Annotated in this window: 7 protein-coding genes, 1 tRNA gene and 3 rRNA genes; 3 read left to right on the top strand and 8 right to left on the bottom strand. The window is 64.4% G+C overall.

Annotated elements, in window-relative coordinates:
* Window positions 1-262 precede the first annotated feature (262 nt).
* Window positions 263-2,887, top strand: coding sequence for a SpoIIE family protein phosphatase (locus tag Sfulv_RS21705; RefSeq protein ID WP_173316222.1), 2,625 nt, complete (start codon window positions 263-265; stop codon window positions 2,885-2,887).
* A gap of 60 nt (window positions 2,888-2,947) precedes the next feature.
* Here Sfulv_RS21705 and Sfulv_RS21700 read toward each other — a convergent pair.
* From Sfulv_RS21700 to thyX, 7 genes are all read right to left on the bottom strand, one after another.
* A tRNA-Thr gene (locus tag Sfulv_RS21700) sits at window positions 2,948-3,020 on the bottom strand.
* Between the two features lie 174 nt (window positions 3,021-3,194).
* Window positions 3,195-3,311 (bottom strand): 5S ribosomal RNA (gene rrf / locus Sfulv_RS21695).
* A gap of 79 nt (window positions 3,312-3,390) precedes the next feature.
* Window positions 3,391-6,516 (bottom strand): 23S ribosomal RNA (locus tag Sfulv_RS21690).
* 303 nt (window positions 6,517-6,819) lie between these two features.
* Window positions 6,820-8,345 (bottom strand): 16S ribosomal RNA (locus Sfulv_RS21685).
* The 16S, 23S and 5S rRNA genes sit together here with 1 tRNA gene alongside, the layout of an rRNA operon.
* Before the next feature lie 620 nt (window positions 8,346-8,965).
* Window positions 8,966-10,651: a ribonuclease J gene (locus Sfulv_RS21680; protein ID WP_173316221.1), complete on the bottom strand. Its 1,686-nt coding sequence runs from the start codon at window positions 10,649-10,651 to the stop codon at window positions 8,966-8,968.
* Window positions 10,652-10,781: 130 nt separating this feature from the next.
* Complete coding sequence (dapA, locus tag Sfulv_RS21675) at window positions 10,782-11,681, bottom strand: 4-hydroxy-tetrahydrodipicolinate synthase (protein ID WP_173316220.1); 900 nt, start codon at window positions 11,679-11,681, stop codon at window positions 10,782-10,784.
* A 151-nt stretch (window positions 11,682-11,832) separates the two neighbouring features.
* Complete coding sequence (gene thyX / locus Sfulv_RS21670) at window positions 11,833-12,570, bottom strand: FAD-dependent thymidylate synthase (RefSeq protein WP_173316219.1); 738 nt, start codon at window positions 12,568-12,570, stop codon at window positions 11,833-11,835.
* A gap of 187 nt (window positions 12,571-12,757) precedes the next feature.
* Between thyX and Sfulv_RS21665 the strand changes: the two genes are divergently transcribed.
* Both Sfulv_RS21665 and Sfulv_RS21660 read left to right on the top strand, forming a co-directional pair.
* Entirely contained in the window at window positions 12,758-12,997 is a 240-nt protein-coding gene (locus Sfulv_RS21665) for a hypothetical protein (protein ID WP_173316218.1), read from the top strand.
* Window positions 12,998-13,102: 105 nt separating this feature from the next.
* Window positions 13,103-13,654, top strand: coding sequence for an SCO5741 family PH domain-containing membrane protein (locus Sfulv_RS21660; protein WP_173316217.1), 552 nt, complete (start codon window positions 13,103-13,105; stop codon window positions 13,652-13,654).
* 54 nt (window positions 13,655-13,708) lie between these two features.
* Here Sfulv_RS21660 and Sfulv_RS21655 read toward each other — a convergent pair whose 3' ends face one another.
* On the bottom strand, window positions 13,709-14,173 hold the full coding sequence (locus tag Sfulv_RS21655) for a tetratricopeptide repeat protein (protein WP_173316216.1): 465 nt from the start codon (window positions 14,171-14,173) through the stop codon (window positions 13,709-13,711).
* Between the last annotated feature and the right edge of the window lie 3 nt (window positions 14,174-14,176).

Here is a 14,176-nt window from a genome sequence, read left to right as displayed (position 1 = left end):
GGACACCGTCGGGGGGTGACCATGCGGACGTCAAATCGTTGAAACGTACCAGGCCACAAGCGTCGGGGGTGCGACCTCCGGCGGATACCTCCCATCCTCCCTCCTGAGGGCAACAGTTGTGCGCCCGCGCACGATCCCCCGGCCTCCTCGGCGCCGAAGTCGGCCCTCGTGTACCCGGGGCACCAGGCGAGCGTCTAGCCTGGCTAGGCGAATCGAAGCGGCGAGAATCGGGCACAGGACTCGGGGAAGCGACGAGACACCAATGGGGAGTGCTGTGATCACCGCGCGGGCGGCCGCCACCTTCGACCCGGTCGGGCGTTCGGTGGCAACCGCCCGCGCCTTTGTCCGTGACACCCTCCAGGGGTGGGGATACACCGACGTCGTCGACGACGCCGTCGTCCTCACCAGCGAACTCGTGACCAACGCCGTCGTACACGCCGGGACGGCCGCGGACGTGCTGTGCCTGCGCACGGAGGACGGCGTACGGATCGAGGTCTCCGACCACTATCCGGAGCGGGAGATCCCGCTGCTGGGCTCCGCCATGGACACGAGCCCGGAGCGGGAGGGCGGCCGCGGCCTGCTTCTCTGCGCCGCGCTCGCCTCCCGCTGGGGCGTGGAGTACACGCCCACGCACAAACACGTCTGGTTCCGGCTCGACCTGCCCGAGCGCTCCGTCGGCGTCCGCTCCGCCGGCCCTCTCCTGCCCACCGAGCTGCTCCCCGTCACCGACGAACGGGTACGCGTGGCCGTCGTGCAGATCGACAGCACCGGCGCGGTCACCGCGTGGAACGACGACGCCGCCTTCCTCTTCGGCCACCCCGCCGACCAGGTCACCGGCAAACAGCTCACCGACTTCGCGGCCTGGCCACAGACCCCGGGCACCAGCACCGGCATCGCCGACGCACTCCAGCTCTCCCGCTGGGAGGGCAGTTACGGCTTCCGCGGCGCCGACGGCCGCGTCATCCCGGTCTACGCCTCACACCTGCGGGTCCGCGACACCCAGGGCGAACCGTCGACGGTCTGCCTGCTCGTGCGCGACTACGAGCGGGCCGTGCTCCAGTCCCCCGTACGCACACCGGTCACCGACACGGGCACCGACAACCGGGCCACGGACCCGTTCGAGGTCTTCATCGGCTCCCCCGCCCCCGACGACCTCGACGGGCTCCTCCAGCGCACGGTGGAACGGGCGCGCGACATGCTCGACGCGGACGCCGCGTTCCTGCTGCTCGCCACCGACGACGAGACGGAACTTGAGGTACGCGCCACGACGGGCCTCCCCTCGGCCCGCCAGCGCTTCGCCCGCGTCCCCGTGGAGGCCGGGACCGGACGGTACGGCTCCGCCAGGATGCCCGCGGTCCACGAAGACCTCACGGCGGTGCCGGGCGCCGTCCCCCTCCTCAACGACACGGGCATGCGGTCCGTCGTCACGGTGCCGCTGAAGGTCGAGGGCCGCCTCACCGGCTCCCTCGGTGTCGCCGCCGAAGCACCGGGCCGCTACTCCAACGAGGAGGCACTGCGTCTCCAGTTCGCCGCCGACCGCATCGCCCTGGCCGTCGAGTCCGCCCGCCTCGGCGAGCTCGAACGCCTGCGGCGCGGTTCCCTCTCCTTCCTCGTGGAGGCGTCCGACCTCCTCGCGGGCACCCTCGACCGGGACCAGACACTGGCCCTGATGGCCCAGATGACAGTCCCCACCCTGGCCACCTGGTGCGCCGTCTACACGATCGCGGACCAGTCGGCGGAGCCGTTCCTCTCGTTCGTCCTGCACGAGGACGAGGACCGCATCGACGGCCTCAAGGCCCTCCTGTCCAAGATCGACCCACCGGACCCGGTGCCGGCCCCCGGAGCACGCTCCTGGTCGGCCCCCTCGGAGGCGGCTCAACAGGCGGCCCTCCGTACGTCCATGCGCAGCCTGGACCGCGACGCACCCCTGAGCATGGGGGTCGCGACCCGTACGATCCTGGCGACGGCCTCCGCGGTGGGCGGCGAGACGGTCGTCCTTCCCCTGGTGGCCCGCAACCGCGTCATCGGGATGCTCACGCTGGGCAAGCCGTCCGACGACCACTTCCGCCAGGAGATCCTGGAACTGGCCGAGGACCTCTCCCGCCGCGCGGCACTGGCCCTCGACAACGCCCGCCTGTACTCGGAGCGCATGGCGATCAGCCAGTCGCTCCAGCGCAGTCTGCTGCCCCCCGGCCTGCCCGACGTACCCAATGTCGAGATCGAGGTCATCTACCGGGCGGCCGGAGAGGGCAACGAGGTCGGGGGCGACTTCTACGACGTCTTCCCGATCCACGACGGCGCCTACGGCTTCGCCATCGGCGACGTCTGCGGTACGGGCCCCGAAGCGGCGGCGGTCACCGGCCTCGCCCGTCACGCGCTGCGCCTGCTGGCACGCGAGGGATTCACCGGCCCCGCCGTCCTGGAGCGCCTGAACGCGGCCATCCTGGACGAGGGCAGCCGGAGCCGCTTCCTCACCCTGCTGTACGGCGAGCTCTGGCCCCAGGAGGACGGCAGCGCACTCCTCAAGGTGGTGTGTGCGGGCCACCCCCTGCCGCTTCGTCTGCGGCAGGACGGCTCGGTCGTCGCAGCAGCGGAGCCCCAGCCCCTTCTCGGCGTCATCGAGGACCTTGAGCTGTACGAGCAGGAGGTCACGCTCGACCCGGGTGACGTCCTGCTGTGCGTCACGGACGGCGTCACCGAACGCCGCGAGGGTGCGCGCATGCTCGGCGACGACGGCCTCGCGGCCGTCCTGGCCACCTGCACGGGCCTCACGGCGGGCGCGGTGGCCGCACGTATCCTGCGGGCCGTCGAGCGCTTCGCGGCCGAGCCCGCATCCGACGACATGGCCATTCTCGCCATGCGGGTGCCGGAACAGCCCCTCGCCTGAACGGCCAGCGCGGTCGACGCAGAAAGGCCCCCGCCGATGGCGGGGGCCTTTTCATTACCGAGCCCCAATGCGGAATCGAACCGCAGACCTTCTCCTTACCATGGAGACGCTCTACCGACTGAGCTATTGGGGCCTTGCTGCCCTGCGGCAACGAAATGAAGCATACCCTGAGTCCACGGCGATGCAAAACCGGTCGAGCACCCCACTTAGGGGCCGGCCACTGCACCGCAGGGGCATGCCTGCCCGCACGTACCGTAGACGCAGAAAAGCCCCGTACCTTGCGGTACGGGGCTTTCCCGGAATGATTGTTCGGCGGCGTCCTACTCTCCCACAGGGTCCCCCCTGCAGTACCATCGGCGCTGAAAGGCTTAGCTTCCGGGTTCGGAATGTAACCGGGCGTTTCCCTAACGCAATGACCACCGAAACACTATGAAATCAACAAACACCGGACAACAACACAGCCGTTCGTTATTTCAGAACTAACACAGTGGACGCGAGCAACTGAGGACAAGCCCTCGGCCTATTAGTACCAGTCAGCTCCACCCGTTACCGGGCTTCCACATCTGGCCTATCAACCCAGTCGTCTACTGGGAGCCTTAACCCCTCAAAGGGGGTGGGAATACTCATCTCGAAGCAGGCTTCCCGCTTAGATGCTTTCAGCGGTTATCCTTTCCGAACGTAGCCAACCAGCCATGCCCTTGGCAGGACAACTGGCACACCAGAGGTTCGTCCGTCCCGGTCCTCTCGTACTAGGGACAGCCCTTCTCAATATTCCTGCGCGCGCAGCGGATAGGGACCGAACTGTCTCACGACGTTCTAAACCCAGCTCGCGTACCGCTTTAATGGGCGAACAGCCCAACCCTTGGGACCGACTCCAGCCCCAGGATGCGACGAGCCGACATCGAGGTGCCAAACCATCCCGTCGATATGGACTCTTGGGGAAGATCAGCCTGTTATCCCCGGGGTACCTTTTATCCGTTGAGCGACAGCGCTTCCACAAGCCACTGCCGGATCACTAGTCCCGACTTTCGTCCCTGCTCGACCCGTCGGTCTCACAGTCAAGCTCCCTTGTGCACTTACACTCAACACCTGATTGCCAACCAGGCTGAGGGAACCTTTGGGCGCCTCCGTTACTCTTTAGGAGGCAACCGCCCCAGTTAAACTACCCATCAGACACTGTCCCTGATCCGGATCACGGACCCAGGTTAGACATCCAGCACGACCAGAGTGGTATTTCAACGACGACTCCACAACCACTGGCGTGGCCGCTTCACAGTCTCCCACCTATCCTACACAAGCCGAACCGAACACCAATATCAAACTATAGTAAAGGTCCCGGGGTCTTTCCGTCCTGCTGCGCGAAACGAGCATCTTTACTCGTAGTGCAATTTCACCGGGCCTATGGTTGAGACAGTCGAGAAGTCGTTACGCCATTCGTGCAGGTCGGAACTTACCCGACAAGGAATTTCGCTACCTTAGGATGGTTATAGTTACCACCGCCGTTTACTGGCGCTTAAGTTCTCAGCTTCGCACACCCGAAAGTGCACTAACCGGTCCCCTTAACGTTCCAGCACCGGGCAGGCGTCAGTCCGTATACATCGCCTTACGGCTTCGCACGGACCTGTGTTTTTAGTAAACAGTCGCTTCTCGCTGGTCTCTGCGGCCACCCCAGCTCACCGAGTAAATCGGATCACCAGTGATGGCCCCCTTCTCCCGAAGTTACGGGGGCATTTTGCCGAGTTCCTTAACCATAGTTCACCCGAACGCCTCGGTATTCTCTACCTGACCACCTGAGTCGGTTTAGGGTACGGGCCGCCATGAAACTCGCTAGAGGCTTTTCTCGACAGCATAGGATCATCCACTTCACCACAATCGGCTCGGCATCAGGTCTCAGCCTCAATGTGTGACGGATTTGCCTATCACACGGCCTACACCCTTACCCCGGGACTACCACCGCCCGGGCTGGACTACCTTCCTGCGTCACCCCATCGCTTACCTACTACAAGTCTGGTTCATCGGCTCCACCACTACCCTCAACTCCGAAGAGATCAGGCCGGCTTCACGGACTTAGCATCGCCTGATTCAGTACTGGGCGTTTCAAAGCGGGTACCGGAATATCAACCGGTTGTCCATCGACTACGCCTGTCGGCCTCGCCTTAGGTCCCGACTTACCCTGGGCAGATCAGCTTGACCCAGGAACCCTTAGTCAATCGGCGCACACGTTTCTCACGTGTGTATCGCTACTCATGCCTGCATTCTCACTCGTGAACCGTCCACAACTCGCTTCCGCGGCTGCTTCACCCGGCACACGACGCTCCCCTACCCATCCACACAGGCGTTGGCCCTATATGTGCGAATGACACGACTTCGGCGGTACGCTTGAGCCCCGCTACATTGTCGGCGCGGAATCACTTGACCAGTGAGCTATTACGCACTCTTTCAAGGGTGGCTGCTTCTAAGCCAACCTCCTGGTTGTCTCTGCGACTCCACATCCTTTCCCACTTAGCGTACGCTTAGGGGCCTTAGTCGATGCTCTGGGCTGTTTCCCTCTCGACCATGGAGCTTATCCCCCACAGTCTCACTGCCGTGCTCTCACTTACCGGCATTCGGAGTTTGGCTAAGGTCAGTAACCCGGTAGGGCCCATCGCCTATCCAGTGCTCTACCTCCGGCAAGAAACACACGACGCTGCACCTAAATGCATTTCGGGGAGAACCAGCTATCACGGAGTTTGATTGGCCTTTCACCCCTAACCACAGGTCATCCCCCAGGTTTTCAACCCTGGTGGGTTCGGTCCTCCACGAAGTCTTACCTCCGCTTCAACCTGCCCATGGCTAGATCACTCCGCTTCGGGTCTAGAGCGTGCAACTCAAACGCCCTATTCGGACTCGCTTTCGCTACGGCTTCCCCACACGGGTTAACCTCGCTACACACCGCTAACTCGCAGGCTCATTCTTCAAAAGGCACGCAGTCACGACCATACGTTCCGAAGAACATACAGCGACGCTCCCACGGCTTGTAGGCACACGGTTTCAGGTACTATTTCACTCCGCTCCCGCGGTACTTTTCACCATTCCCTCACGGTACTATCCGCTATCGGTCACCAGGGAATATTTAGGCTTAGCGGGTGGTCCCGCCAGATTCACACGGGATTTCTCGGGCCCCGTGCTACTTGGGTGGTTCTTAAACGAGCCGTTAATGTTTCAGCTACGGGGGTCTTACCCTCTACGCCGGACCTTTCGCATGTCCTTCGCCTACACCAACGGTTTCTGACTCGTCTCACAGCCGGCAGACCATGAAAAAGAACTCCCACAACCCCGCATGCGCAACCCCTGCCGGGTATCACACGCATACGGTTTGGCCTCATCCAGTTTCGCTCGCCACTACTCCCGGAATCACGGTTGTTTTCTCTTCCTGCGGGTACTGAGATGTTTCACTTCCCCGCGTTCCCTCCACACTGCCTATGTGTTCAGCAGCGGGTGACAGCCCATGACGACTGCCGGGTTTCCCCATTCGGAAACCCCCGGATCAAAGCTTGGTTGACAGCTCCCCGGGGACTATCGTGGCCTCCCACGTCCTTCATCGGTTCCTGGTGCCAAGGCATCCACCGTGCGCCCTTAAAAACTTGGCCACAGATGCTCGCGTCCACTGTGCAGTTCTCAAACAACGACCAGCCACCCACCACCCCGTCCTAACGGACGAGTTCACCGGGGCCGGCAACCGAAGATCCAGACAAAAAAAATGCCCGAACCCTCAGATACCCAACAGCGTGCCCGACCCGACCGACCAATCCTTCTTTCCACGCCGAAGCAGTACTCGAAAAACCAACCTGTCGTGCCGAATAGTCAACGTTCCACCCATGAGCAACCACCGCCGAACATTCGCCGGCGAAATGGTCTCTGGATTCCCCGAAGAGAACCTAGATGCTCCTTAGAAAGGAGGTGATCCAGCCGCACCTTCCGGTACGGCTACCTTGTTACGACTTCGTCCCAATCGCCAGTCCCACCTTCGACAGCTCCCTCCCACAAGGGGTTGGGCCACCGGCTTCGGGTGTTACCGACTTTCGTGACGTGACGGGCGGTGTGTACAAGGCCCGGGAACGTATTCACCGCAGCAATGCTGATCTGCGATTACTAGCAACTCCGACTTCATGGGGTCGAGTTGCAGACCCCAATCCGAACTGAGACCGGCTTTTTGAGATTCGCTCCGCCTCGCGGCATCGCAGCTCATTGTACCGGCCATTGTAGCACGTGTGCAGCCCAAGACATAAGGGGCATGATGACTTGACGTCGTCCCCACCTTCCTCCGAGTTGACCCCGGCAGTCTCCTGTGAGTCCCCATCACCCCGAAGGGCATGCTGGCAACACAGAACAAGGGTTGCGCTCGTTGCGGGACTTAACCCAACATCTCACGACACGAGCTGACGACAGCCATGCACCACCTGTATACCGACCACAAGGGGGGCACCATCTCTGATGCTTTCCGGTATATGTCAAGCCTTGGTAAGGTTCTTCGCGTTGCGTCGAATTAAGCCACATGCTCCGCTGCTTGTGCGGGCCCCCGTCAATTCCTTTGAGTTTTAGCCTTGCGGCCGTACTCCCCAGGCGGGGAACTTAATGCGTTAGCTGCGGCACCGACGACGTGGAATGTCGCCAACACCTAGTTCCCAACGTTTACGGCGTGGACTACCAGGGTATCTAATCCTGTTCGCTCCCCACGCTTTCGCTCCTCAGCGTCAGTAATGGCCCAGAGATCCGCCTTCGCCACCGGTGTTCCTCCTGATATCTGCGCATTTCACCGCTACACCAGGAATTCCGATCTCCCCTACCACACTCTAGCTAGCCCGTATCGAATGCAGACCCGGGGTTAAGCCCCGGGCTTTCACATCCGACGTGACAAGCCGCCTACGAGCTCTTTACGCCCAATAATTCCGGACAACGCTTGCGCCCTACGTATTACCGCGGCTGCTGGCACGTAGTTAGCCGGCGCTTCTTCTGCAGGTACCGTCACTTTCGCTTCTTCCCTGCTGAAAGAGGTTTACAACCCGAAGGCCGTCATCCCTCACGCGGCGTCGCTGCATCAGGCTTTCGCCCATTGTGCAATATTCCCCACTGCTGCCTCCCGTAGGAGTCTGGGCCGTGTCTCAGTCCCAGTGTGGCCGGTCGCCCTCTCAGGCCGGCTACCCGTCGTCGCCTTGGTAGGCCATTACCCCACCAACAAGCTGATAGGCCGCGGGCTCATCCTTCACCGCCGGAGCTTTTAACCCCGTCCCATGCAGGACAGAGTGTTATCCGGTATTAGACCCCGTTTCCAGGGCTTGTCCCAGAGTGAAGGGCAGATTGCCCACGTGTTACTCACCCGTTCGCCACTAATCCACCCCGAAAGGCTTCATCGTTCGACTTGCATGTGTTAAGCACGCCGCCAGCGTTCGTCCTGAGCCAGGATCAAACTCTCCGTGAATGTTTTCCCGTAATCGGGATCACACCATGAGAGCGGAACGACCGAGTCGGAATAAGACCGGTCGTTCACAGCGTCCTCGCTAGTGTTGCCCACCCCGATACCCCAAAGGGCCGGAGCGGGACTTTTTCAAAGGAACCACCAACCTGCCGAAACAGGCCGGGGTATCAACATATCTGGCGTTGACTTTTGGCACGCTGTTGAGTTCTCAAGGAACGGACGCTTCCTTCGGTCCCGTATCACCGGGGCCCTCCGGGCGCTTCCCTTCGGTCTTGCGTCTCCGACTCTACCAGACACTTTCATGTCCGATTCCCAGTCGAAACGGGATTCGCTTTCCAGTTCCTCGCTTTCGCGATTCCCTTTCCGGCGGTTCCAACGTTACCAGATTCAATTCGTTCCGTTTCCGGTCCGTATCTGAATTCCGGTGGCCTGCTGGACGGCCTTTGCCTTTCGGCCGAACCGACTTTATCAGAGATTCTGAGTCGGAATTCTCCGCCCGTTCGGCTGCTCCCGGCGCACGAGTGCACGCGGTGCTTCCCGGTCGGGCGGAGCCGTAAACGTACTGGAGCGGGGCGCCCCGATGCAAATCGGGGTGCCCCGCTCCGTGTTCGTGCTGGTCGGGGTCAGACCTCGACCACGACGGGAAGGATCATCGGGCGCCGGCGGTAGGTGTCGGAGACCCACTTGCCCACCGTGCGGCGGACCAGCTGCTGGAGCTGGTGGGCCTCCATCACACCGTCCTGGGCGGACTTGTTGAGGGCGTCCTGCACCTTCGGGACGACGGCGCTGAACGCCGAGTCATCGATGCCGGAGCCCCGTGCCTGGATGTGGGGGCCGCCCACGATCTTGCCCGAGGAGCTGTCGACCACGATGAAGACGGAGATGATGCCCTCGTCGCCGAGAATGCGGCGGTCCTTGAGGGAAGTCTCGGTGACATCGCCGACCGAGAGACCGTCGACGTACACGTACCCCGCCTGCACCTTGCCGACAATCTTGGCCTTGCCGTCGATGAGGTCGACGACGACGCCGTCCTCGGCGATGACGATGTGGTCCTTGGGTACACCCGTGAGGGCGCCCAGTTCGGCGTTGGCCCTGAGGTGACGCCATTCGCCGTGGACCGGCATCAGGTTCTTCGGCTTGCAGATGTTGTAGAAGTACAGGAGCTCGCCGGCCGAGGCGTGGCCCGAGACGTGGACCTTGGCGTTGCCCTTGTGGACGACGTGAGCGCCCCAGCGGGTCAGGCCGTTGATCACGCGGTAGACCGCGTTCTCGTTGCCCGGGATGAGCGACGACGCCAGGATGACCGTGTCACCCGGGACGATGCGGATCTGGTGATCGCGGTTGGCCATGCGGGACAGCGCGGCCATCGGCTCGCCCTGGGAACCCGTACAGACGAGCACGACCTCGTCGTCCGGCAGGTCGTCGAGGGTCTTCACGTCCACGACGAGGCCGGCGGGGACCTTGAGGTAGCCGAGGTCCCGGGCGATGCCCATGTTGCGGACCATCGAGCGGCCGACGAAGGCGACCCTGCGGCCGTACTCGTGGGCGGCGTCCAGAATCTGCTGGATGCGGTGTACGTGGCTGGCGAAGCTCGCCACGATGATCCGCTTCTGGGCGTTCGCGAACACCGTGCGCAGGACGTTGGAGATGTCCCGCTCGGGCGGTACGAAGCCGGGGACCTCGGCGTTCGTCGAGTCCGAGAGCAGAAGGTCGATGCCTTCCTCGCTCAGTCTCGCGAACGCGTGGAGGTCGGTGAGCCGGCCGTCCAGCGGGAGCTGGTCCATCTTGAAGTCGCCGGTGGCCACGACCAGGCCGGCGGGCGTGCGGATGGCGACCGCGAGCGCGTCCGGGATGGAGTGGTTGACCGCGATGAACTCGCAGTCGAACACTCCGATGCGCTCGCGCCGGCCCTCGGTCACCTCAAGCGTGTACGGACGGATCCGGTGTTCCTGGAGCTTCGCCTCGATCAGCGCGAGGGTCAGCTTGGAGCCGATGAGCGGGATGTCCGCCTTCAGGCGCAGCAGATACGGCACACCACCGATGTGGTCTTCGTGTCCGTGCGTGAGGACGATGCCCTCGATGTCGTCCAGGCGGTCCCGCAGGATGGTGAAGTCCGGCAGGATCAGGTCGATACCCGGCTGCTCCTCCTCGGGGAAGAGGACGCCGCAGTCGACGATGAGCAGGCGGCCGTCGTACTCGAAGACCGTCATGTTGCGGCCGATCTCCCCCAGGCCGCCCAGCGGGGTTACGCGCAGGCCGCCCTTCGGAAGCTTCGGCGGGGTACCGAGTTCGGGATGCGGATGACTCAAAAGACTCTCCTTACCACGCGCGCCACGTACCGCTGAGGGCACGTGGCGCGCATGTCATTCGTGCACTTGCTGTTGTCTGGGGTGGTGCTGTCGCGAGTGTCACTCGCTTGTTCAGTTGTGAAGTCCGTGGTCAGAGCTGTACCCCGCCGGCGGTCAGATCGATCTTGAGCTGCGCCGCCTCCTGGGTGGAGAGCTCCACCAGAGGAAGGCGGAGCGGACCGGCCGGCAGCCCTTGCAGGGTGAGCGCCGCCTTGGTGGTGATCACGCCCTGGGTGCGGAACATCCCGGTGAAGACCGGCAGCAGCTTCTGGTGGATCTCCGTCGCCTTCTGGACGTCGCCCCCGGTGTGGGCCTCGATGAGGGCCCGCAGGTCGGGGGTGACGACGTGGCCGACCACCGAGACGAAACCGATGGCGCCGACCGAGAGCAGCGGGAGGTTCAGCATGTCGTCGCCGGAGTACCAGGCGAGTCCGGACTGGGCGATGGCCCAGCTGGCCCGGCCCAGGTCTCCCTTGGCGTCCTTGTTCGCGACGATGCGGGGGTGCGCGGCGAGCCGTACGAGCGTTTCCGTGTCGATCGGCACACCGCTGCGGCCCGGGATGTCGTACAGCATGACGGGGAGGCCGGTGGCGTCCGCGATGGCGGTGAAGTGCCGGAAGAGGCCCTCCTGCGGCGGCTTGCTGTAGTACGGCGTGACGGCGAGGAGGCCGTGGGCGCCGGCGCGCTCGGCGGTGCGGGCCAGCTCGATGCTGTGCCGGGTGTCGTTGGTGCCGATGCCGGCGACGACGTGCGCCCGGTCTCCTACGGCTTCCAGGACAGCCCGTACGAGCTGGTCTTTCTCCGCGTCGCTGGTGGTCGGGGACTCACCGGTGGTGCCGTTGAGGACCAGGCCGTCGTTGCCTGCGTCCACGAGGTGGGCGGCGAGCCGCTGGGCGCCTTCGAGGTCGAGTGCGCCGTCCGCCGTGAACGGCGTGACCATAGCGGTGAGGACCCGCCCGAAGGGGGTCTGCGGAGTGGAGATCGGAGCCATGGGTAACACGCTACTCGTTGCTCGGAGCGCCGTGTCCCCTCGGGGGACGGGGAAGTGGAGCCCGGCACTGCTTGCTCGGGGGTTCAAGCAGTGCCGGGTCCGTTTGATCAGCCTAGATGAACTTCACGAAACGCCGCAATACGGACACCGCTTACGGGGCTACCCGTCCATTTTTGTTGAAGGCCGCATGAGTGAGCGGCATGAGCCGCGCCCAGTGGGCTTCCATCTGCTCGCCGACCATCTCGATCTCGCGCTGCGGGAAGGACGGAACCTTCGCCAGCTCGTGCTGGGTGCGCAGGCCGAGGAAGTGCATCAGCGAGCGGGCGTTGCAGGTGGCGTACATCGTCGAGAACAGGCCGACGGGGAGAACCGCCCGCGCCACCTCACGCGCCACTCCCGCCCCGAGCATCTCCTGGTACGCGTCGTACGCCCGGCGGTAGGACTCCTCCATGACGCGGCTCGTCAGCTCGTGCTGCCCGGGGGTGCCCTCGACGAACTCGTATTTGCCGGGGCGGCCCTGCTGGATGAGCTTGCGGGACTCGCCCGGGACGTAGAAGACCGGCTCCAGCTCCCGGTAGCGGCCCGATTCCTCGTTGTAGGACCAGCCCACGCGGTGCCGCATGAACTCGCGGAACACGAAGATCGGGGCACTGATGAAGAAGGTCATCGAGTTGTGCTCGAAAGGGCTGCCGTGGCGGTCCCGCATGAGGAAGTTGACAAGACCTTTGGAACGCTCGGGGTCCTTCGTGACCTCTTCGAGGGACTGCTCGCCGGCCGTGGAGACACGGGCGGCGAAGAGTACGTCGGAGTCACTCGCCGCGTGTTTCACCAGGTCGACGGTGACGTCGCCGCGGAAGTGGGCCTTCGTGGGCTCGGGGGTCTCGCTCACCGGCGGGGGTCCTTCCAATTTGCTTCGCTCGGGCGGCGTCCACTCTACGGGCCACGGCGGGGGCCGCCGCACGGCGTCCGTACGCGGGAAATCTTCGAATGTTCCGGCGATTCGGGGCACCGATCGGGGCTCTCGTACGTCTGACTCATTAACAGCTTCCGCTACTCACTGCAAGGAGAGCTTCCTCATGTTCCGCCGGCGTGAATCCGTCCCGTTCTCGTTCGTCGCCGAGGCCGACCGGTTCCGCAGCAACGTCACTCCGCCGCCGCCCGAGCGGGCCAGCGTCTCGCAGTTGGCCGGCCGGTGTCTCGTAGGGCTGGTCGTGGTCTGCGGGCTGGCCGGTTCGCTTCTGTTCGGGCTTCCCGCGCTCGACAACCCACGGAGCCCGTCGCACCAGCAGAATTCCGAGGCCACGCAGGGCCGCTGACGGGCCGCCGACTCGGACGGACCCCCTGGGGTGGCCGGGGCGGGGGCGACCTCGGTAGCCTCACCGGGCACAGCAATCGAGCGTGCTTGTGAGTGAGGATCAGTCGTGCCCCTGCCCTTTCTGACGGCCGACCGCGCATTCGACGCGGGCGCGGAGGATGTCGCGCTGCCGTTCGACGACCACGACAGCTGGCGGCGGCCGTACCGACCGGGGCCGTGGCGGGTCGCGGCGGCGGCCACCATGCTGTTGCTCTCCTCGTTCGTCCTGCTCGCAGGGGTGATCACCGCTGCCGCCGGAGAGCTCTCCGGGGCCGCCCTGTGCCTCGGGCTCGCCGCCCTGCTGATCGGCTGCGCGCTGCGGCTGCTGCGCGTGGGCGCGTGGGTCAGCCGGCACGGAGTACGCCGGGTGGGCTTCTTCCGCACGACGACGGTGCCGTGGGAGCGGGCGGCAGCCGTCCGCACGGTCCAGCAGCCGGTGAAGTGGCTCGGGCTGCCCCGGACCGTGCAGGGCCAGGCGCTGATCGTGGTGCGTGAGGGTGGTGAGACGCTGCCGCCTCTGGTGACGGACCGCAACGCGGATTTCCTGGCGCGGAGTGAGGCGTTCGAGCGCGCTACGGACGCGGTGGAGGCTTGGGGCGACGAGTACCGGCGGGTCTGAGGGCGCCGTTGGGCAAGGCGCCCTCAGACGTCGACGGGCTCGAACGGACCGCCCTCAGACGCCGGACGGGGTGGATCTCGGCGCGGCCCGGTGCAGGGCTATGGCCCGTTGCATCGCCTTGCGGGCTCTGGGGGTGTCTCTGGCGTCCTGGTAGGCGACGGCCAGGCGGAACCAGCAGCGCCAGTCGTCAGGGGCGTCTTCCGTCTCCTCCCGGCGTCGGGTGAAGACCGCGTCTGCCGAGTCCCGGTCGATGCGGCCCGAGGGGGTGCGGAGCAGTTCGTCGACCGGAAGGCCGCCCTGGGCCTCCAGTTCCGCGGCCAGCGCGTTCGCCCGGCGGACGAACTGCGTGTTCTTCCACAGGAACCAGATGCCGATCACTGGCAGGACCAGGACCGATACACCGAAGGTGACCGTCAGCAGGGTGCCGTGCCGTATGAGCAGGACGCCACGGCTGCCGACCAGGACGAAGTAGAAGACCAGGACGGCAGCGGTGACGGCGTAGGTGATCTTTGCGCGCATGAG

Source organism: Streptomyces fulvorobeus (assembly GCF_013167895.1).
Taxonomy (GTDB): Bacteria; Actinomycetota; Actinomycetes; order Streptomycetales; family Streptomycetaceae; genus Streptomyces; species Streptomyces fulvorobeus.
Note: the sequence above shows the minus strand (reverse complement) of the source record. Positions and strands in the feature narration are given on the sequence as shown.

What these genes read in the sequence shown, in the direction of transcription:
- Sfulv_RS21705 (WP_173316222.1), top strand. Translation starts at nt 263, where the DNA reads ATGGGGAGTGCTGTGATCACCGCGCGGGCGGCCGCCACCTTCGACCCG.
- Sfulv_RS21655 (WP_173316216.1), bottom strand. Translation starts at nt 14,173, where the DNA reads ATGCGCGCAAAGATCACCTACGCCGTCACCGCTGCCGTCCTGGTCTTC.
- Sfulv_RS21665 (WP_173316218.1), top strand. Translation starts at nt 12,758, where the DNA reads ATGTTCCGCCGGCGTGAATCCGTCCCGTTCTCGTTCGTCGCCGAGGCC.
- dapA (WP_173316220.1), bottom strand. Translation starts at nt 11,681, where the DNA reads ATGGCTCCGATCTCCACTCCGCAGACCCCCTTCGGGCGGGTCCTCACC.